Origin of the sequence: Mesorhizobium sp. B2-8-9, assembly GCF_006439475.1 — a bacterium.
GTDB lineage: Bacteria > Pseudomonadota > Alphaproteobacteria > Rhizobiales > Rhizobiaceae > Mesorhizobium.
Genome location: NZ_VFTQ01000013.1, coordinates 150,706 through 170,717, shown reverse-complemented (window position 1 = coordinate 170,717; position 20,012 = coordinate 150,706). Strand labels below are relative to the sequence as shown.

At 63.1% G+C, this 20,012-nt stretch carries 22 protein-coding genes; 17 read left to right on the top strand and 5 right to left on the bottom strand.

Translation table 11 applies throughout. The annotated features are described in order from the left end of the window. Positions 1-371: 371 nt before the first annotated feature. Positions 372-1,811 carry a DEAD/DEAH box helicase gene (locus tag FJ423_RS17525; protein WP_181174820.1) on the top strand — a complete coding sequence of 480 codons (1,440 nt, stop codon included), beginning with the start codon at positions 372-374 and terminating at the stop codon, positions 1,809-1,811. A gap of 187 nt (positions 1,812-1,998) precedes the next feature. Here the strand turns inward: FJ423_RS17525 and FJ423_RS17520 are convergent, their stop codons facing one another. Together FJ423_RS17520 and FJ423_RS17515 are read right to left on the bottom strand one after the other, a co-directional pair. Further along, the gene (locus FJ423_RS17520; RefSeq protein WP_140843436.1) at positions 1,999-2,988 is read right to left on the bottom strand and encodes an alpha/beta fold hydrolase; all 990 of its coding nucleotides are present in this window, start codon (positions 2,986-2,988) and stop codon (positions 1,999-2,001) included. A gap of 69 nt (positions 2,989-3,057) precedes the next feature. After that, positions 3,058-3,906 carry an SDR family NAD(P)-dependent oxidoreductase gene (locus FJ423_RS17515; RefSeq protein WP_140843434.1) on the bottom strand — a complete coding sequence of 283 codons (849 nt, stop codon included), beginning with the start codon at positions 3,904-3,906 and terminating at the stop codon, positions 3,058-3,060. 191 nt (positions 3,907-4,097) lie between these two features. Between FJ423_RS17515 and FJ423_RS17510 the strand changes: the two genes are divergently transcribed. From FJ423_RS17510 to FJ423_RS17490, 5 genes are all read left to right on the top strand, one after another. Then, entirely contained in the window at positions 4,098-5,132 is a 1,035-nt protein-coding gene (locus FJ423_RS17510; RefSeq protein ID WP_140843432.1) for a cysteine synthase A, read from the top strand. Then, positions 5,132-5,875: an alanyl-tRNA editing protein gene (locus FJ423_RS17505; RefSeq protein ID WP_140843430.1), complete on the top strand. Its 744-nt coding sequence runs from the start codon at positions 5,132-5,134 to the stop codon at positions 5,873-5,875. Before FJ423_RS17510 ends, FJ423_RS17505 begins: the two co-directional genes overlap by 1 nt. A 30-nt stretch (positions 5,876-5,905) precedes the next feature. Next, on the top strand, positions 5,906-6,757 hold the full coding sequence (sseA, locus tag FJ423_RS17500) for a 3-mercaptopyruvate sulfurtransferase (RefSeq protein ID WP_140843428.1): 852 nt from the start codon (positions 5,906-5,908) through the stop codon (positions 6,755-6,757). Beyond that, complete coding sequence (locus tag FJ423_RS17495; RefSeq protein ID WP_140843426.1) at positions 6,757-7,320, top strand: GNAT family N-acetyltransferase; 564 nt, start codon at positions 6,757-6,759, stop codon at positions 7,318-7,320. The genes sseA and FJ423_RS17495 overlap by 1 nt, the downstream gene beginning before the upstream one ends. Before the next feature lie 103 nt (positions 7,321-7,423). Continuing rightward, entirely contained in the window at positions 7,424-7,891 is a 468-nt protein-coding gene (locus FJ423_RS17490; protein WP_140843424.1) for a DUF1203 domain-containing protein, read from the top strand. Between the two features lie 431 nt (positions 7,892-8,322). On the opposite strand, the gene ald is transcribed toward FJ423_RS17490, so the two are convergent. Beyond that, positions 8,323-9,438 carry an alanine dehydrogenase gene (gene ald / locus FJ423_RS17485; RefSeq protein WP_140843422.1) on the bottom strand — a complete coding sequence of 372 codons (1,116 nt, stop codon included), beginning with the start codon at positions 9,436-9,438 and terminating at the stop codon, positions 8,323-8,325. Positions 9,439-9,645: 207 nt separating this feature from the next. On the opposite strand from ald, the gene FJ423_RS17480 reads away from it, so the two are divergent. Beyond that, on the top strand, positions 9,646-10,119 hold the full coding sequence (locus tag FJ423_RS17480) for an Lrp/AsnC family transcriptional regulator (RefSeq protein ID WP_040982960.1): 474 nt from the start codon (positions 9,646-9,648) through the stop codon (positions 10,117-10,119). Here the strand turns inward: FJ423_RS17480 and FJ423_RS17475 are convergent. Continuing rightward, positions 10,116-10,775, bottom strand: a complete 660-nt coding sequence (locus FJ423_RS17475) for a 5-formyltetrahydrofolate cyclo-ligase (protein ID WP_095765476.1) — start codon at positions 10,773-10,775, stop codon at positions 10,116-10,118. The genes FJ423_RS17480 and FJ423_RS17475 overlap by 4 nt on opposite strands. Before the next feature lie 173 nt (positions 10,776-10,948). Here FJ423_RS17475 and FJ423_RS17470 point away from each other — a divergent pair, with 173 nt between their 5' ends. The 6 genes from FJ423_RS17470 (at position 10,949) to FJ423_RS17450 (ending at position 15,234) form a co-directional block, all read left to right on the top strand. After that, on the top strand, positions 10,949-12,214 hold the full coding sequence (locus tag FJ423_RS17470) for an NAD(P)/FAD-dependent oxidoreductase (RefSeq protein ID WP_140843420.1): 1,266 nt from the start codon (positions 10,949-10,951) through the stop codon (positions 12,212-12,214). 211 nt (positions 12,215-12,425) lie between these two features. After that, the gene (locus FJ423_RS34625; RefSeq protein ID WP_263490148.1) at positions 12,426-12,554 is read left to right on the top strand and encodes a hypothetical protein; all 129 of its coding nucleotides are present in this window, start codon (positions 12,426-12,428) and stop codon (positions 12,552-12,554) included. Positions 12,555-12,656: 102 nt separating this feature from the next. Next, entirely contained in the window at positions 12,657-12,947 is a 291-nt protein-coding gene (locus FJ423_RS17465; RefSeq protein WP_095765474.1) for a Dabb family protein, read from the top strand. A 70-nt stretch (positions 12,948-13,017) separates the two neighbouring features. Continuing rightward, positions 13,018-13,890 carry a VOC family protein gene (locus FJ423_RS17460; protein ID WP_140843418.1) on the top strand — a complete coding sequence of 291 codons (873 nt, stop codon included), beginning with the start codon at positions 13,018-13,020 and terminating at the stop codon, positions 13,888-13,890. Next, positions 13,887-14,732, top strand: coding sequence for a 3-deoxy-8-phosphooctulonate synthase (kdsA, locus tag FJ423_RS17455; protein WP_140843416.1), 846 nt, complete (start codon positions 13,887-13,889; stop codon positions 14,730-14,732). The genes FJ423_RS17460 and kdsA overlap by 4 nt, the downstream gene beginning before the upstream one ends. Before the next feature lie 136 nt (positions 14,733-14,868). Further along, positions 14,869-15,234, top strand: coding sequence for a PRC-barrel domain-containing protein (locus FJ423_RS17450; RefSeq protein WP_140843414.1), 366 nt, complete (start codon positions 14,869-14,871; stop codon positions 15,232-15,234). Between the two features lie 65 nt (positions 15,235-15,299). On the opposite strand, the gene FJ423_RS34620 is transcribed toward FJ423_RS17450, so the two are convergent. Then, positions 15,300-15,422 (bottom strand): hypothetical protein, encoded by a 123-nt coding sequence (locus FJ423_RS34620; protein WP_263490149.1) that lies wholly within the window; start codon positions 15,420-15,422, stop codon positions 15,300-15,302. Between the two features lie 201 nt (positions 15,423-15,623). Here FJ423_RS34620 and eno point away from each other — a divergent pair, with 201 nt between their 5' ends. The 4 genes from eno to FJ423_RS17430 all read left to right on the top strand — a co-directional run bounded on the left by eno (position 15,624) and on the right by FJ423_RS17430 (position 20,000). Then, the gene (gene eno, locus FJ423_RS17445; protein WP_140843412.1) at positions 15,624-16,898 is read left to right on the top strand and encodes a phosphopyruvate hydratase; all 1,275 of its coding nucleotides are present in this window, start codon (positions 15,624-15,626) and stop codon (positions 16,896-16,898) included. A gap of 156 nt (positions 16,899-17,054) precedes the next feature. After that, a complete protein-coding gene (locus FJ423_RS17440) occupies positions 17,055-17,378 on the top strand; it encodes a septum formation initiator family protein (protein WP_095765470.1) in 324 nt (107 codons plus the stop codon). Between the two features lie 174 nt (positions 17,379-17,552). After that, entirely contained in the window at positions 17,553-18,590 is a 1,038-nt protein-coding gene (gene pdhA, locus FJ423_RS17435; RefSeq protein WP_095765469.1) for a pyruvate dehydrogenase (acetyl-transferring) E1 component subunit alpha, read from the top strand. Positions 18,591-18,605: 15 nt separating this feature from the next. Then, positions 18,606-20,000, top strand: coding sequence for a pyruvate dehydrogenase complex E1 component subunit beta (locus tag FJ423_RS17430; protein WP_095765468.1), 1,395 nt, complete (start codon positions 18,606-18,608; stop codon positions 19,998-20,000). Positions 20,001-20,012 lie beyond the last annotated feature (12 nt).

The following is a 20,012-nucleotide window of genomic DNA, read 5'->3' as shown; positions in this document are numbered from 1 at the left end:
TAATTTGTGGTAATCGCGCCGGCAGGGGAGCGCAAGAACCCCTGTTTTGCTGCACCGCAACATGACGCCCTTGCATTTCGGGACAAACTCAGCCATATGCAGCGGCATAGGCGCTTGGGCCGGGAATCATCCGGCCTTCTCGACGAATGAGACTGGTTGCGTCTGTTTTCCCTCTTTCCGGCAAATCGGCCCTGGTCGATCGGCAAGCTGGCGAAAAAGCCCCGAGGCATGATGCTTGCGGGCACGACAGCGCAGCCGCGCGGACGGAACCGTCCGCCGCCTTGTCGTTCCATGACAATTTATCCGACGGCAGGTTGCGCCTTGCCGCCATTGATGTTTGCGGCCACAAGGCCGCGTGAAAGAAGATTATTTTGACCAACGAAAACACAGCGGAACTGAACGGTTTCGCGGCACTTGGGATTTCCGGCGCGCTGCTCAAGGCGACCCATGCCGCCGGCTTCACCGATCCGAAGCCGATCCAGATGCAGGCGATCCCGCCGCAGCTCGAGGGGCGCGATATTTTCGGTATCGCCCAGACCGGCTCGGGCAAGACGGCGGCCTTCGCGCTGCCGATTCTCTCGAAGATCATCGGCCTCGGCACCAAGCGCCGGCCGAAGACGACGCGGGCGCTTATCCTGGCGCCGACGCGAGAGCTAGCCGTGCAGATCGAGGACACCATCAAGATCCTCGCTAAAGGCGCGCATGTCTCGACCGCGCTGGTGCTGGGCGGCGTCTCGCGCTTCAGCCAGGTGAAGAAGGTTGCGCCCGGCGTCGACATTCTGATCGCCACGCCCGGCCGCCTGACCGACCTGGTGCGTGAGGGCGACCTCATCCTTGCCGACACCAAATGGCTGGTGCTGGATGAAGGCGACCGCATGCTCGACATGGGCTTCATCAACGACGTCAAGCGTATCGCCAAGGCGACTGCGCCGGACCGCCAGACGGCACTGTTCTCGGCCACCATGCCCGATGAAATCGCGGAGCTTGCCAAGGGCTTGCTGAAGAACCCCGTCCGTATCGAAGTCTCGCCGCAAAGCACCGCTGCGGTCGAGATCGTGCAGAGCTTGGTGCTCGCCCGCACCAAGCAGAAGCGCCAGGTGCTGTCCAAGATGCTGGCCGACGAGGCGATGCGTTCGGTGATCGTGTTCTCGCGCACCAAGCATGGTGCCGACCGCGTCACCAAGGACCTTGCCCGTGACGGTTTCGAGGCGGCCGTCATCCACGGCAACAAGTCGCAGAACGCGCGCCAGAAGGCGCTCAACGATTTCCGCGACGGCTCGGTGCGCATCCTGGTCGCGACCGATATCGCGGCGCGCGGCATCGACGTGCCCGGCATCAGCCATGTCGTGAATTTCGACTTGCCTGACGAAGCGGAGAGCTATGTCCATCGTATCGGCCGCACCGGCCGCAACGGCAGGGACGGTATTGCGATCACGCTGTGCGATCCTTCGGAAAACGCCAAGCTGCGGCAGGTCGAGCGCATCATCCGCATGAAGCTGCCGGTCGTGGCCGACCATCTCGGCAGCCCGGATCCGCAGCGCGACCCCAGGGAAAAGACCGAGCGTCATTTCGAACCGGCCAATGACCGCGAGCATCACGGCGCCCGTCGCGATGGCCGCCGCCCGGGCAACGGTGGCGACAACAAGCGTATCGGCGGCAAGCCTCATGGCGAGCGCGCTCCGAAGCCGCAGGGCGAACGCCTGGCCGCGGCCAAGCCGAATGGCTCGAGCAAGCCCGACGGCTTCAAGCGCTTCAAGGGCAACAACAAGCGCCGCTTTGGCGGCAAGCGTCCGGCGAACCGGGCCGCCTGAGCCTAGAGCCGGATGATTTCAGGTCGAGTCGAGCTGAAATCTGAATCCGGCTCTAAATCAAAGACATAGAGCATGATGTCGTCCGAAAACCGCTCCACACTTTTCGGCATCATGCTCTAGCAGAACCACGCGAACAGGAACGGCCGGAGCGATGCTTCGGCCCGTTTTCCATTTCACTGGCCTGATTTCACTGGCCTGATTGCTGCTGCATCAACGCCTTCACCCACACCACGATACGCTGGGTGAGGAAGGCTGTGGTCTGCGGCGACAGCACATCGCCGGCGATGACGTGATTGTCCGGATCGCCGGTGTCGTCGACCGGCACCAGCTCATGCGGCGCACCCCAGCGCCCAGCTATCTCGCGCGTCCGGTCGGGCCGCACCACCTTGTCGGAATCCGAGAAGATGAACAGGGCAGGGATTTTCGCCTTCTCGACCGGCGCCTCATAGGCGAGATTGGTGAGCGCCGCCATCGGCAGCACCGACCTCATGGGATATTTGGTGGTCCAGAATTTCTCGTGCAGCGCGTTGCGGGCAGGGAAACTGCGCTCCTTGCCACCGACAAGCTCGGCGATCTGCCGGCCCCAGGGCAGTGTGAGAACCTCGGCGCCGGAGGCCTTGACGCCGAAATTCGGCGATATGAATGCGATAGCAGCGACACCGTCCGATGCATCCGGCCGGGTTGCAGCCCATGCCGCCAGCGAGCCGCCGGTCGAGGTCCCGATGACGATCACCTTGTCACCGATGGCACGGCCGATGGCCAAAGCTTCCTCATAGTCGTTGATCCAGGCATTGACGCTGCCTTGCGCCATGGCCCCGCCGTCCTGGCCGTGGCCGGTCAGGCGCGTGTAGAAGAGGTTGGCCTCCAATTCATTCGCAATGTCGTCCGGCAAGGGGCGGACCTCGCCCTTCGAGGCGGAAAAGCCATGGATATAGACGATGGCCAAGGGCGTCTTGGCATGGACCATCGGGTTCGCCCAGATGATCTCCTTGTCGAGGCCGTCGCGGATGTTGGGCACGGCAGCCTCTTCGCGCGCCAGATAGGCCTGTGGATCGTCGCCGATCGTCGACGGATTGAACCGGATTGTGGTGTCGACCGGCACGCGTGGACCGAGGAAGAAAACGGCTATCAGGACGACTGCAAGGCCAAGCACCGCCAGCACGATCCGCCGCCCCATTAAAGTCTCCAAGCAATGATTCTCAACCTATGGCCGTACCCGCCGGCAGGCAATCGCCGTTTCGCCGGTTTATGCCGCCTTGTCGCGGGATGGGTTCTTGTCGCCAGGCAGCCTGCGATCGAAATGCAATGGCCGTCCCCACCAGTGGGTGGTGAGCCCGATGACGAAGCGGCCGATCGGCCGCGGCAACAGGCCGAGCACCTTCAACGGCAAGCTTATGTGGTACGGGAAGGTGACTTCGAAGCCGCCCTTCCGGATGCCGCGAGCCATGCGGCGCGACGCGCGATGCACAGGCATGAGGCCCGGCATCGGCAGCCTGTTCTTTTCCGTCAGCGGCGTGTCGACGAAGCCCGGGTTGATGACCTGGATGCGGATATTCATCTTGTCGAAATCGTATTTCAGCGACTCCGCCAGGATGTTGATCGCGGCCTTGGTGCCGCCATAGGCCGCCGTGGTCGGCCAGCCCGAATAAGCGGTGACCGATCCCACCAGAACGATATGGCCGCGTCCGCGCACGCGCATATGCTCGACGACAGGCACCACGCCGTTGACGATGCCGAAATAGTTCACGGCGAAGGAGCGGTGGAAATCGCGCACAACCAGATTCTCGCCGGGGGTGGCGATGTAGTTGCCGGCGTTGAAGACAGCAAGCACGATGGGCCCCATCTGCTCCTCGATTGCGGCGGCCGTACGCGCCATGCCCTGCTCGTCGGTGACGTCGCAGGGAAAGGATTTCACATGTCCGGACATTTGCGCCGTTTCGACGACCAGCGTGTCGGCCGGATCTTCGGGCAGAGAGGTCACCGCGACGGCATAGCCTTGATTGGCAAGATCCTTGGCCAACGCGCGGCCAAGCCCGCTGCTGCCGCCCGTGATCCAAGCGACACCATCCTTCGGATTGGCCCGGTAGAGTGTCATGCGATGTCCTGCGAATGTTCGGGCTTGCTGTAGCGGCGAAGAAATCGAATGAAAAGAGCGCTTTTGCGCTTGGCGTTGAAATGATCGCAAGCATTGCAGCGTCCAGAATGCGACTGGACCAGACAAAATCTTACCTTGAAACCGGGGCGTCCGGTTTTTAGGGTCTCGCCGCACACATAAAGGAATCCCGCATGCCCCGTTCTGTGATCGAAGCGATCGGCAACACGCCCCTGATCCGGCTCAACAAGGCTTCGGAAGCGACCGGCTGTGAGATCCTCGGCAAGGCCGAGTTCATGAATCCGGGGCAATCAGTAAAGGATCGGGCGGGCCTGTTCATCATCCGCGATGCCGAGCAGCGCGGCCTGCTCAAGCCCGGGGGGCTGATCGTCGAAGGCACTGCCGGCAACACCGGCATCGGTTTGACGTTGGTCGCCAAGGCGCTTGGCTATCGCACAGTCATCGTCATCCCCGACACGCAGAGCCAGGAAAAGAAGGACACGATCAAAATCCTGGGCGCGGAGCTGATCGAAGTGCCGGCGGTGCCCTACAAGAATCCGAACAATTACGTGAAGCTGTCCGGCCGTCTTGCCGAGCAACTGGCGCGCTCGGAGCCGAACGGCGCGATCTGGGCCAACCAGTTCGACAATGTCGCCAATCGCGACGGCCATGTCCGCACGACTGCCCAGGAGATATGGGCTCAGACCGGCGGCAAGATCGATGGCTTCGTCTCGGCCGTCGGCTCCGGCGGCACGCTTGCGGGTGTCGCGCTCGGGCTCAAGGGCAAGAGCAAGGACGTCAAGATCGCGCTCGCCGACCCGCTGGGTGCCGCCCTCTACAGTTTCTACACCAGCGGCGAGCTGAAATCCGATGGCAGCTCGATCACCGAAGGTATCGGCCAGGGCCGCATCACCGCCAATCTGAAAGACTTCACGCCGGATTTCTCCTACCAGATCCCGGACGAGGAAGCTTTGCCGATTATCTTCGACCTGATCCAGGAAGAGGGGCTCTGCGTCGGCGGCTCGACCGGCATCAACATCGCCGGCGCCGTCCGGCTGGCGCGCGAGCTCGGACCCGGCCACACCATCGTGACGATCCTGGCCGACTACGGCACGCGCTACCAGGCCAAGCTCTTCAATCCGGAGTTCCTGCGCGGCAAGAATCTTCCGGTGCCGGGCTGGATGGAAGAAAAAGCCGATATTTCAGTGCCGTTCGAAAAGGTGGCATGATGGCGTACAAAACCGAGGCGCAGTTTCGCGACGACGCCTATCAGAAGACGGCGGAGGCCGAGGTCGTCGCGATCAACGATCGTGGCGGCATCCTTCTCGATCGGACAGTCTTTTATGCAACGTCCGGTGGGCAGCCGGGCGACACCGGGACGTTTGAGCGCGCCGATGGCGGCCGCATCGCGATCGCCGCCACCATCACCGGCGAGACCAAGGACGAGATCGTCCATGTGCCGGCGCCGGAGCAGGCGCTGCCCGCGGTCGGCGAAAAGCTGAAGCTCCTGATCGACTGGGAGCGGCGGCACCTCCTGATGCGCATGCACTCCGCCTGTCACCTGCTGACTGTCGTTTGCCCTTTCCCAATCACCGGGGCAGCGGTCGCAGAGGACGACAGCCGCGTCGACTTCGACATTCCCGACGCCGGCTTCACCAAGGAGGATGTGACGGCGAGGCTGATGGAGCTGGTGCGCGCCGACCATCCGATCTTCACCCGGCTGATCACCGACGAGGAACTCGCCGCCAATCCCGGCCTGGTCAAATCGAAGAACGTCCGCCCACCGGTCGGCACCGGCAAGATCCGCCTGGTCTGCATCGGCGACAACGGCTCGATCGACAGCCAGCCATGCGGCGGAACGCATGTGAGGTCGACCGGCGAGGTTGGCGAGATTCATATCGGCAAAATCGAGAAGAAAGGCCGCGAGAACCGGCGCTTCCGCATCCGATTCGGACCGATGCCGGCGAACTGACGTTAAAGCTAGGCGGGGCAGGAGAATAAAATGGCGCAGGACAGTCCCTTCATCGTCGACGCCGATTGGCTGGAAAAGCGACTTGGCGAGCCGGGTCTCACCATCATCGACGCCTCCTGGTACCTGCCGGCGCAAAAGCGCGACGCCCGCGCCGAATACGATGCCGCCCACATTCCCGGAGCGCGCTTCCTCGACCAGGACGCAGTTTCCGATCCGGATTCGAAACTGCCGCACACATTGGCATCGCCGCAGCACTTCGCCCAATATGTCGGCGCCATGGGCGTTTCGGCTGACGACACCATCGTCGTCTATGACGGGCCCGGCCTGTTCTCGGCACCGCGCGCCTGGTGGATGTTCCGCGTCATGGGCGTGTTCCAAGTCTACATCCTGAACGGTGGCATCGATCGCTGGAAGGCCGAGGGGCGACCTGTGACGGCCGAGCCGACAAAGATCGCGCCGAGCGTCTTTTATGCCGATTTCGATGCCGGCCGGGTTGTCGGCCTCCACGAGATGCGCAGGATCGTCGGCAGCCATGAGAGCCAGATCGCCGACGCGCGTTCGGCCGGCCGCTTTGCCGGAACCGATCCGGAGCCGCGTCCGGGCGTCCGTTCGGGCCATATGCCGGGTGCGCGTAATGTTCCGGTCACGGCGCTAGCCGAGAATGGCGAGCTGCTGCCCAAGGACCGTCTGCGCAAGGTGATCGAGGATGCCGGCATCGACCTCTCGAAGCCCGTTGTCACGTCCTGCGGCTCGGGCATCACGGCGGCGGCGATCACGCTGGCGCTGGAGACGCTCGGCCAAACCGACAACCGGCTTTACGATGGATCCTGGACTGAGTGGGGCGGTCTCAGCGACACACCAGTGGTGACGGGGAAAGAATGATGGAAAACGGCGCGCTGCAGGATATCGAAGTCACGGTCACATTCCTGGAGATGCACGCGGCTCCGGCGGTTTCGCCGCCGATCCCTTACAATCGCCAGATCGCGCTGCTGAAGACGAAAGATATCCCGCTTCATTTCTACCGCTATCTGATGGATCGCGTCGGTCGCAAATGGCATTGGGTCAATGTGCTGAGGCTGAGCGACGAGGAGCTTGCCGCCGGCTTGCACCGCGAGGACCGCGACATCCGCGTGCTCTATCTCGACGGTGCTCCCGCCGGTTTCTTCGACCTGAAGCCGCATCTGCCTGACGAGGTGGAGCTCGCCTATTTCGGCATGATGGAGCATGCGCATGGTCAAGGCATCGGTCGCTGGTTCCTCGGCGCCGCCATCTCGGCGGCCTGGGCATATGGGCCAAGGCGCGTCACCGTGCAGACCTGCACGCTCGACCATCCGGCGGCACTTCCGCTTTATCAGAAGCTGGGCTTCACGCCGGTGGCGCAGAAGAGAGAGGTCGTGCATCCGCTGAGCTTCGCCGAGCGGTCGGCCAGCGTCATGCGAGACTAGAGCAATTCCAGGACTAGTGAGAAACGGTTCCGCCAGTCAGGAATCGGGTGGGAGGCACTATCGCCAAGGCATAGCTTCCGGAGATCGACACCGGAGATCTGCCATGAGCATCCAGTTCAAAGCCTTGCCGACCGAAGCCGTGCGCGCCTTGCAGCGGGGAGGGCCCGATGCCTACGGCCGCACCCCGGAGCACCGCATCTCCGACGGCGACGGCGTGCCTTGCAGACATTGCCTCAGGAACGTCGCCGAGGGTGACGGCTATCTGATCGTTGCCTACCGCCCGTTTCCGGAACTGCAGCCCTATGCCGAAACCGGCCCAATCTTCCTGCATGCGGAGGAATGCGAGCGCGCAGCCGAAGGGGATGCGCTGCCGGAGATGCTCGAAAGCAGCGACTATATCGTCAGGGGTTACGGCAGGGACGATCGCATCGTTTATGGCAGCGGCGCCGTCACGCCGACCAGCGAGATTGCCGCCCGCGCGCGGACGCTGTTTGGGCGCGACGACATCGCCTACATCCATGTCCGCTCGGCCCGCAACAATTGCTATCAATGCCGCATCGAGCGGGCATGACCAAAAAAGAAGCCCGCCGATGGTCGGGCGGGCCGTTGGAGGGTCTGACAGAAGCTGTCGGGCCAGTGCCGTCCGGGCCGGACTTGCCCGACCCGGCAAGCAGCTCAGACCGCCAGTAACGGTCCGTCTCTAGGCAGCTTTCTCGTCGAGCGAATGTGAAGCATTTCACACAAGGCCGCATAATGGCGGAAGAACGAAAAGAAGCGCATTTTCAAGACCGTCGTATTCTCGTCGTACTACTGCGCTAAAACGCAGCGGTTGCGATGTGTCGACCGCGGATGGACCGGCGGCAGATCGCGACAGTCGAGGAAGCGGGGCTTTTTGCTCCGCTTTTTTGTTGACCGGATTTTTCGACGGAAGCGCAGTTTCCGCGCAAGAAAAAGCCCGCCGGAATGACCCGGCGGGCGACTGAAGGAAATCGTTGCGAATGATCAGGCGGCAAGGACCGCCTTCGGTTCGACCATTTCGTAGCCGAGCGCCTCAGCGACGGCGCGGTTGGTGATCTTGCCCTTATGAACATTGAGGCCGTTACGCAAATGGTGGTCGTCGACCAGCGCCTTGAGGCCCTTGTCGGCGAGCTGCAGGCCATAGTGCAGCGTCGCGTTGTTGAGCGCGTGCGCCGAAGTGACCGGCACGGCGCCAGGCATGTTTGCGACGCAATAGTGGATCACGCCGTCGACCTCATAGGTCGGATCGGCGTGTGTCGTGGCATGCGAGGTCTCGAAGCAACCGCCTTGGTCGATCGCGACGTCGACCAGCACCGAGCCCTTCTTCATGCCGGAAAGCATTTCGCGGGTGACGAGCTTGGGCGCGGCGGCGCCCGGGATCAGCACGGCGCCGATGACGACGTCGGCCGAGAAGCATTCTTCCTCCAGCGCTTCGACGGTCGAGTAGCGCGTATGGACGCGGCCGCCAAAAATGTCGTCGAGCTGGCGCAGCCGCGGGATCGAACGGTCGATAATGGTGACGTCGGCGCCGAGGCCGGCCGCCATCTTGGCGGCATGCAGGCCGACGACGCCGCCGCCGAGCACCGTGACCTTGCCGGGCAGCACGCCGGGCACACCGCCGAGCAGCACGCCGCGGCCGCCATTGGCCTTCTGCAGCGCAGTCGCGCCGGCCTGGATCGACAGGCGGCCGGCGACTTCCGACATCGGCGCGAGCAGCGGCAGGCCGCCGCGGTCGTCGGTCACGGTCTCATAGGCGATCGCGGTGACGCCCGAGCCAAGAAGACCCTTGGTCTGCTCCGGATCCGGAGCCAGATGAAGATAGGTGTAGAGGATTTGGCCGTCGCGCAGCTGGACCCATTCGTTTGGCTGCGGTTCCTTGACCTTGACGATCATGTCGGACTTGGCGAACACGTCGGCGGCCGTCTTGGCGATAGTAGCGCCGGCGGCGCGATAGGCGTTGTCGTCGGCGCCGATGCCGGCGCCAGCACCGGTCTCGACCAGCACTTCATGGCCATGGGCGACATATTCGCGGACCGAGCCCGGCGTCAGGCCGACGCGATATTCATGGTTCTTGATTTCCTTGGGGCAGCCGACACGCATTTTTCTTCTCCCTGTCCGCGCCCTTCAGGGGGGCGCTCTCACTGTCGCTCGTGCATGTCACCGGGTCGAAAATGCGGAGGGTGGACACGCAGTAACCGCAGTCAACCACGAATCGTTCCGTATGTGTTTGCGAATGCACTTGCGGTAATGGTCGCTCTTCGATAATCGTTGCGCAAAATGACTTGAAATTCGCAGGAACCACGAAAAATGCGGCTCGACAGGATTGATATCGCCATTCTGGAGACTTTGCAGAAGGATGGCCGGATCCCCAATGCGGCGCTCGCGGAGAAGGTAGGCCTTTCCCAATCGGCCTGTTCGCGCCGGCTCGACAATCTGGAGAAGTCCGGAACCATCCGCGGTTACCACGCGCGGCTGTCCAATTCCGCGCTCGGCCACCAGATGACGGCGATCGTGCACATATCGCTGTCGGGGCAATTCGAAAAGACGCTGTCGGATTTCGAGGCGGCGATCAAGCGCTGCCCGAACGTGCTCTCCTGCCATCTGATGTCGGGCGAATACGACTACATCCTGCGCATCGCGGCGAAGGATCTCGTCGACTATGAGCGCATCCACAAGGAATGGTTGTCAGCCATGCCGCACGTCACCAAGATCAACTCGTCCTTCGCGCTGCGCGAGATCGTCGATCGCACGGCGGTCGGGCTGCGGCCTGAGATGGCTTAAACCGCTGCGGCTTCGGTCACCACAGTAGTCATTGGGATATCGTGCGGCTGCGGGTAGATGGTCGGGATGCGCTGCAATTCGTAGCCGACGCCGATCACCAGCGGCCTGAACGGCATTGCGGCAAGCGTGCGATCGTAAAAGCCGCCGCCATAACCCAGCCGATAGTTGCCTGGATCGATGCCGACGATCGGCGAGATCACGATGTCGGGCAGCACCGGGTCGCCCTCGGCCGGGATCGGAATGTTCCACACGCCCTTTTCCAGCCGGTCGCCCTGTTTGTAGGCGCGAAACACCAGCGGCTGTCCCTTCTCGATGACGACGGGCAGCGCGGTGCGCCCACCGCGCTCGTTGATCGAGGCCATCCAGCCACGCAGATCCGGCTCGCCGCGAAACGGCCAGTAGAGGCTGACCATCCGGCCGGCTATGTCGCCGATCAACGCGTCGAGGCCTTCCGCGATGCGTGCCGACATCGCGGCGCGCGCATCGGCTGAAACGGCGAGGCGCCCGGTGATGAGCCGCTCACGCTCGGCCTTGCGCCATCGCCGAACATCCGTCCAGTCGGAGAGCGGCTCCCGGTATTCCGGGTCGAGTTCGTGCATGAAACAGGGCGGCGAGGCATATTGGGCCGGGCCTTCGTCGTCGTGTTTGTCAGCCATGCTTGGCTCCTGTCGTTTTGTTTCACGCTATACTCGCACCTGTGCGACCGCATGTGCATTCACGACGCCGCACGACGACTCCCGGGCATGACCGTTGCCATGCGCAATATTGCTGCGGTGCACAAAAATACTTACATCATCGGCAGGATTGCACTTTGGCGAGGTGGAATGAAATGAGCGAAACCGAGCATAAAGTCGTTGTCGTCGGCGCCGGCTTCGGCGGCCTCGAACTCACGCGCGCGCTGGCGGGAGCTCCGGTGCGCATCACCATGATCGACAAGCGCAACCACCATCTCTTCCAACCGCTGCTTTACCAGGTGGCGACGACGTCGCTGGCGACCTCGGAAGTCGCCTGGCCGATCCGCCATCTTCTGCGCAGGCGCAAGGACGTGACGACGCTTCTCGGCAATGTCACCGGCGTCGACCGCGCCGGCAAGCGCGTGCTGCTCGAGGATGGCAGTTCGATCCCCTATGACACGCTGGTGCTCGCCACCGGCGCGCGCCACGCCTATTTCGGCCATGACGAATGGGAGCCGTTCGCGCCGGGTCTGAAGACGCTTGAGGATGCCACGACGATCCGGCGCCGTATCCTGCTCGCTTTCGAGCAGGCCGAGCGCGAAACCGATCCGGCCAGGCGCCAGGCGCTGCTGACCCTGGCCATCGTCGGCGGCGGGCCGACCGGTGTCGAGCTCGCCGGTACCATTGTCGAGCTCGCGCATGACACGTTACGCGGCGAGTTCCGCAACATCGATCCAAGCCAGGCGCGCGTCGTGCTGATCGAAGCCGGCGACCGGATCCTGGCCAATTTCGCGCCGCAGCTTTCCGACTATGCCCGCAAGGCGCTGGAACGGCTGGGCGTCACCATCGAGCTCGGGCGTCCGGTCACGCACCTCGATGCCGAAGGTGTCGTCTTCGGCGACACGCGCTTGCCGGCAAGGACGATCATCTGGGCGGCTGGCGTTGCCGCTTCGCCGGCGGCCGAATGGCTGGGAGCGCCGGCCGACCGGGCGGGCAGGGTAATCGTCGAGCCGGACCTCACCGTGCCAGGCAGTCCCGACATTTTCGTCATCGGCGACACCGCGCATGTGCTGCGGCCGGATGGGAAGCCGGTGCCGGGTGTGGCGCCCTCTGCCAAGCAGGAGGGCAAGCATGTTGCCGCGACGATCAAGGCGCGGCTCGCCGGCGACACGGCGATGCGTCCTTTCCAATACCGTCATGACGGCGATCTGGCGACGATCGGCAAGCGCGCCGCGGCAATCGATTTCGGCTGGATCAAGCTCACCGGCTGGCTCGCCTGGTGGCTCTGGGGCATAGCGCACATCTATTTCCTGATCGACTTCCGCAACCGTCTGGCGGTCTCGCTTAGCTGGCTATGGATATACTTTACGGGCCAGCGCAGCGCGCGCCTGATCACACAGGGCGACGACGACAAAAGCTGATTCCCAGGCCGCCGCCTGCGGGCAGGGGAGATGCTTGATGGCCGATCGCGGTTTCATACCGTCGCCTCAAGAGCGTGGCTTCGCGCTCTGCGGCCGGCCCCTCTTGCGCAGGCTCCGCTGGCCGAAAGCGCCCGGGCAAAAAGCGGTGAACTGGAACGGCTGCCGTTGCTCCCCCTCTGGTTCCCCACCTCCACATGCGATAGTTTTAGCCATGCGTTATGTGATCGTCATCGCCGCCATCGCCTTCTTTCTGATCTGGGATGGCCTCTACAACCATGGCCATTACCTCGATGTGACCGTGCGGGAAACGTCGCGCATCGTGCGCCTCGTTACGGGGTGAGGCCTTGACGTTTGCGCTCTGCGGGCGCGACATCGTTGCCGGTTGACGCCTGGGAATTGCTCCCACAAAAACGCCGCTGAAGCGAAGACCAGGGAGGCTGGCTTGATCCGGCACATCGTTTTCTTCAGCGTGCGGCGCAAGGAAGATGTGGAGACTGTGCGCTCGGGCCTGCTGGCGCTCGGCAAGATTCCGCACTCGAAGCATTTCGAGGTGACGCTCAATACCAAGGTCGATCAGTTCTCCAATGCGATCGATGTCGTCGTCTATGCCGAGTTCGAGGACGAGGCGGCGCTTGCCGCTTACAAGGCGCACCCGATCTATGCGGATACGACCAGCAAAGTGAAGCCGCTGCGCGAACTGCGCTATTCTGCGGATGTAGTGGCCGCTGCCTGAAGCGGCAGAGCACGGTCCGTCGGGCGGCCGCTCTTGAACCGCCGGCCGGAATGAGGCACACCGCGCCGGCATGACCAGAAACTCCGCCCATCCGCTCGACCATCTCGTGCTGCCGACACGGAGCCTCGATGCCGCGCGGTCGCGTCTGGCCTCGCTCGGCTTTGTCGTCGCCCCCACGGGCATCCACCCGTTCGGCACGGAGAATGCCTGCGTCTTTTTCGCCGACGGCACCTATCTCGAGCCGTTGGCGGTAGGAGATGCGCAGGCGACGGAACAGGCGATTGCGGCCGGCAATGTCTTCGTAGCGCGCGACCGCCTTTATCGCGAACGACTGGGCGATGAAGGTTTTTCCGCCGTCGTGCTTGGAGCCGGCAATGCCGATGCCGACCATATGCGTTTTGTCGAAGCCGATCTGTCAGCCGGCGATACGCTGCGTTTCTCGCGCGCGTTCACAGATGCGAACGGAAAGAGCGACACGGCATCCTTCAAGCTGGCCTTCGCGGCCGGCAAGGGAGCGACGGACGCCTTCCTCTTTGCCTGCCAACGCATCAACGCGCCGAAGATCGATCGCACGGCGCTGCAGGCGCATGCCAATGGCGTGACCGGCATCGTCGAGGTGATCGCCGTCAGCGATGTGCCTTCCGCACAGATCGCATTGATCTCGATCGCCGCCGGGTCGGAGGCAGACGGCGACATGGTGCGGTTGCCGAACGCAATCTTGAGCGTGGTCACGCCCGAAACCTACGCGCAGCGCTTCGGCCTGGCGGCCGAGCCTTCGCCGCATTTGCGCTTTCAGGCGGTCGTTTTCTCGATCCGCGACAAAGCTTCAGTTGCGCACGCGCTTGCGGCCGGGGCCATCGAGCACGACATGAGCGGCAATGACATCGTCGTTGCGCCGGCGCCCGGACAGGGCGCCGCCTTCATTTTCCGGGAGATCCCATGAGCAAGCCCTTGGCGCCCAATTCATCGGTAACCGTCGGCGAGGTCGTCTTCGCCAACAATGCGCCGCTGTCGCTAATCGCCGGCCCGTGCCAGCTTGAATCGCGCCAGCACGCTTTCGACATGGCCGGCGCGCTGAAGGAACTGACGGAACGTCTGGGAATCGGCCTCGTCTACAAGACCAGTTACGACAAGGCCAACCGCACCTCGCTGTCGGCGACCCGCGGCGCCGGGCTCGATGCGGCGATGCCGATCTTCGACGATCTGCGCAACGAGTTTGGCCTTCCTGTGCTGACCGACGTCCACAACGAGGAGCAATGCGCGATCGTAGCACCCCATGTCGATGTCCTGCAGATCCCCGCCTTCCTGTCGCGCCAGACTGACATGCTGGTCGCCGCCGCCAGGACCGGCAAGGTCATCAACGTGAAGAAGGGGCAGTTCCTCGCGCCCTGGGACATGAAGAACGTCGTCGCCAAGATCACCGGCTCCGGCAACCCGAATGTGCTCACCACCGAGCGCGGCGTCTCGTTCGGCTACAACACGCTGGTCTCGGACATGCGCGCTCTGCCGGTCATGGCCGAGATCGGCGCCCCGGTAATCTTCGACGCCACCCATTCCGTGCAGCAGCCGGGCGGGCAGGGCGGCTCCTCCGGCGGCGAACGGCGCTTTGTCGCGACGCTCGCGCGCGCGGCCGTTGCCGTCGGTGTCGCCGGCGTCTTCATCGAAACCCATCAGGACCCGGACAATTCGACGTCTTCGGATGGCCCCAACATGCTGCCTCTCAAGGACATGCCGGCGTTGCTGGAAAAGCTCATGGCCTTTGACCGGATTGCCAAGGGCCACTGATTGCAGCGGCGGACCTCGATCCGGCGCCGGCTTGTGGTGAGCGGGGGCTGCCTCACCGACAGCCGAGCAAATCGTCGGGAACCTTAGCGCGCTCCTCTCATTGTCGGTGCAGGCATTCAACGAGAGGAGCACCATCATGACTACTCCGTCCCGGCATACCGAAGCCATTGCCGCCTCGCGCGTCATCGGCACGTCGGTCTATAACACCGAAGGCAAGAGCATCGGCAGCATCGAGGACGTGATGCTCGACAAGATGTCGAATGGCATCATGTTCGCCGTGATCGGCTTCGGCGGCTTTCTCGGTATGGGCGAGAAATACCACGCCGTTCCGTGGGCGACGCTCGACTATGACGAGGACAGAGGCGGCTACGTCGTGCCGTTCACCAAGGAACAGCTTCAGGCCGCGCCCGCCTATTCGATCGACGAGCTGACCGGCGCCGACGGCGAAGCCGCCCGCGATGCTTCATTCCAGTATTACCATGTGAAGCCCTATTGGCATTGATCGCAGATCGGCAAGCTGGGAATCGAAAGGCCCCCGACACAAAGCCGGGGGCCTTTGACGTTTAGCTACTCCGCCGCGTTGAGAGTCGATAGCTCCACCGAGCTCTGCTGGGGTTTCTGATCGTCGCATGACGTCAGGAACGCTGCCGCGATCAGGAACAAACTCACGATACCGCTCAACTGGGACATGGCGAAACTCCTCCTGTTTCGCCCCGCGCGAACGCGACCATAGATGAGATGGTCACACAGCGCGCATGACTTATGATGACAGAAAATTGCGCTTCGTGAATCACGCCCGCGGCAATAAATGCGGGGCCCGCCGATTGCCTTTTGCTCTGCTTTGGCTAAGAGGGGCGCGACGCTTCAATCGATCAATCGGGGACATCGCAAATGACCGCCATCATCGACATTGTCGGGCGTGAAATCCTGGACAGCCGTGGCAATCCGACCGTCGAGGTCGACGTGGTGCTGGAGGACGGCTCCATGGGCCGCGCCGCTGTGCCGTCGGGCGCATCGACCGGCGCGCATGAGGCGGTCGAAGTCCGGGACGGCGGGCCGCGCTATCTCGGCAAGGGCGTGCAGCGCGCCGTCGAAGCGGTGAACGGCGAGCTGTTCGAGGCGATTGGCGGCATGGAAGCCGAGAACCAGATCCATATCGACCAGACGATGATCGAGCTCGACGGCACGCCGAACAAGAGCCGCCTTGGCGCCAACGCCATACTGGGCGTATCGCTGGCGGTCGCCAAGGCCGCTGCGGAAGCCGCGGGCCTGCCGCTCTACCGCTATGTCGGCGGCACTAAGGCGCACATCCTGCCGGTGCCGATGATGAACATCATCAACGGCGGCGCGCATGCCGACAACCCGATCGACTTCCAGGAGTTCATGATCCTGCCTATCGGCGCGCCGACCCTGCGCGACGGCGTGCGCTGGGGCTCGGAGATTTTCCACACGCTCAGGAAGAAGCTGAAGGACGCCGGCCACAACACCAATGTCGGCGACGAGGGCGGCTTCGCCCCCAACCTGAAGAGCGCGCCTTCGGCGCTCGATTTCATCATGGAATCGATCGAGAAGGCAGGCTTCAGGCCCGGCGAGGACGTGGCCCTCGGTCTCGATTGCGCGGCGACCGAGTTCTTCAAGGACGGCAATTACGTCTATGAGGGCGAGAAGAAGACCCGCGATCCGAAGGCGCAGGCCAAGTACCTTGCCAAGCTCGCTGCCGATTATCCGATCATCACCATCGAGGACGGCCTTGCCGAGGACGATTGGGAAGGCTGGAAGATCCTGACCGATCTGATCGGCAAGAAGACCCAGCTCGTCGGCGACGATCTCTTCGTCACCAACACGGCGCGGCTGCGCGACGGTATCCGCATGGGCGTCGCCAATTCGATCCTGGTCAAGGTCAACCAGATCGGCTCGCTGACCGAGACGCTCGACGCCGTCGAGACCGCGCACAAGGCCGGCTACACCGCCGTCATGTCGCATCGCTCGGGCGAGACCGAGGATTCGACCATCGCCGACCTCGCCGTCGCCACCAATTGCGGGCAGATCAAGACCGGCTCCCTGTCGCGTTCGGACCGCATGGCCAAATACAACCAGCTCATCCGCATCGAGGAAGAGCTCGGCAAGCAGGCGCGTTACGCCGGCAAGTCGGTGGTCAAGGGCTGATCCGGCCTGTTCGAACAGTCTGGAAAGGGCGGGTTATTCCCGCCCTTTTTCGTTTCCGGCGATCCCGCAACAGGTCGTCCGTAACCGTCCATTAAGCACAATCGGGCGAAATACGACTCATGGTCGCTTGCGTACGCGGCCGCGAGGGTTCGGGTCATGTGGACACGTCAGCACAAGCAGAGAAACACCGGCAGGCTGATCATTCCCTCGCTTTGCGTGCTCTTCCTGGCCTATTTCGGCTTCCATGCCTATCACGGCGAATTCGGCATCTATTCCAAATATCGGCTGCAGGCCCGTGCGGTTGAATTGCAGGCCCAGCTTGACGCCGTGAAGGCGCGCCGGATCGACTTCGAGCGCCGTGTCCAGCTGATGCATGAGGGTACGCTGGAGAAGGATATGCTTGACGAGCAGGCCCGAAAGGCGCTCAATCTGTCCCATCCGGACGAAATCACCATTATGCTGCCTACCTCGACGAAATAACCGAATTTCGGTTAATCGCCTTTATTTTCAATGATTCTAATCGCTTAGATGCATGCCAGCCATGCGTTTTTCAGCATGGCGCAATGCATCCTTGCATGTTAGCTTTCCGCAATCGGTGGGGAGACGATCGATCTCCCTGAATGTCCGCGAAGAGACGCCAACAGGGAGTGACGCATGGCCACCGCCGCCAAAAAAGCGCCCGCAAAATCCAGATCCGACAAACAGCCCAATCTGTCAGCGCCCAAACCGGCGGATTTCACCAAAGAAGAAGAGCTTTCCGCCTACCGTCACATGCTTTTGATCCGCCGCTTCGAGGAGAAGGCGGGCCAGCTCTACGGCATGGGCTTCATTGGCGGCTTCTGCCACCTCTATATCGGCCAGGAGGCCGTCGTCACCGGCATGAAGATGGCGCTGGTCGAAGGCGACCAGATGATCACCGCCTATCGCGACCATGGCCACATGCTGGCGATGGAGCTGTCGCCGCGCGGCGTCATGGCCGAGCTCACCGGTCGCCGTGGCGGTCTTTCGAAGGGCAAGGGCGGCTCGATGCACATGTTCTCCAAGGAAAAGCATTTCTATGGCGGCCACGGCATTGTCGGCGCGCAGGTGTCGCTCGGCACCGGTCTCGCCTTCGCCAACCGCTACCGCGACAACAAGAATGTCTCGCTGACCTATTTCGGCGATGGCGCCGCCAACCAGGGCCAGGTCTATGAAAGCTTCAACATGGCCTCGCTGTGGAAGCTGCCGGTGATCTACATTATCGAGAACAACCGCTACGCCATGGGCACGTCCGTGTCGCGCTCGTCGGCCGAGACCGACTTCTCGCATCGCGGCGCTTCCTTCAAGATTCCCGGCATCCAGGTCGACGGCATGGACGTCCGCGCCGTGAAGTCGGCGGCCGATCTCGCGACCGAATGGTGCCGTGCCGGCAACGGTCCGCTCATCCTCGAGATGCAGACCTACCGCTATAGAGGCCATTCGATGTCCGACCCGGCGAAATACCGCTCCAAGGAGGAAGTGCAGAAGATGCGCTCCGAGCATGACCCGATCGAGCAGGTCCGGGTGCGGCTGCTCGACAAGAAGTGGGCAAGCGAGGACGAGCTCAAGGCCATCGACAAGGAAGTCCGCGACATCGTCGCCGACGCCGCCGAATTCGCCCAGAACGACGCCGAGCCGGATCCGTCCGAGCTCTGGACCGACATCGTACTCTAAGGAGAGGGCAAGGACATGCCGATCGAAATTCTCATGCCCGCGCTGTCGCCGACGATGGAAGAGGGCAATCTTTCCAAATGGCTGAAGAACGAAGGCGACAAGGTCGTCGCCGGTGATGTGATCGCCGAGATCGAGACCGACAAGGCGACGATGGAGGTCGAAGCTGTCGACGAAGGCACGCTGGCCAAGATCGTGGTTCCCGCCGGCAGCGAAGGCGTCAAGGTCAACGCGGTCATCGCCGTGCTTGCCGTCGACGGCGAGGACGTCGACAAGGCCGGCGAGGGCATCGGCGAAGAAGAGCCCGCCAAGGCTGAAAAAGCCGCGCCGGCCCCGGCGCAAGCTTCGGCCAAAAGCGAGGCGTCTGCCGCTGTCGCCGCCGCGCCGAAGGCGGAGATCGCCGCCGATCCGGATATTCCAGCCGGCACCGAGATGGTTTCCACCACGGTGCGCGAAGCGCTTCGTGACGCCATGGCCGAGGAGATGCGCCGCGACGGCGATGTCTTCGTCATGGGCGAGGAAGTCGCCGAGTACCAAGGCGCCTACAAGATCACGCAGGGCCTGCTGCAGGAATTCGGGCCGAGGCGCGTCGTCGACACGCCGATCACCGAGCACGGCTTTGCCGGTGTCGGCGTCGGCGCCGCGATGGCGGGGCTGAAGCCGATCGTCGAGTTCATGACCTTCAACTTCGCCATGCAGGCGATCGACCAGATCATCAACTCGGCCGCCAAGACGCTCTATATGTCCGGCGGCCAGATGGGCGCGCCGATCGTGTTCCGTGGTCCCAACGGTGCGGCGGCCCGCGTCGCCGCCCAGCACTCGCAATGCTATGCCGCCTGGTACAGCCATATCCCCGGCCTGAAGGTGGTGATGCCCTATACGGCTGCCGACGCCAAGGGCCTGCTCAAGGCCGCGATCCGCGACCCGAACCCGGTCATCTTCCTGGAGAACGAGATCCTCTACGGCCATTCCTTCGACGTGCCGAAGCTCGACGACTTCGTGCTGCCGATCGGCAAGGCGCGTATCCACAAGCAGGGCAAGGACGTCACCCTCGTCTCCTTCGGCATCGGCATGACCTATGCGCTCAAGGCGGAAGCCGAGTTGCGCGGCATGGGCATCGACGCCGAGATCATCGATTTGAGAACCATCCGCCCGCTCGACTTCGACACGATCATCGCCTCGGTGAAGAAGACCAACCGTCTCGTGGTGGTGGAAGAAGGTTTTCCGCAGAACTCGGTCGGCGATCACATCGCCAACCAGGTCTCGCAGCGCGCCTTCGATTTCCTCGATGCGCCGGTGATCACCATTGCCGGCAAGGACGTTCCCATGCCTTACGCGGCGAACCTCGAGAAGCTGGCGCTGCCCAACGTCGGCGAAGTCGTCGAGGCCGTCAAAGCCGTCACTTATCGCTGAGCCGGTCGGGAG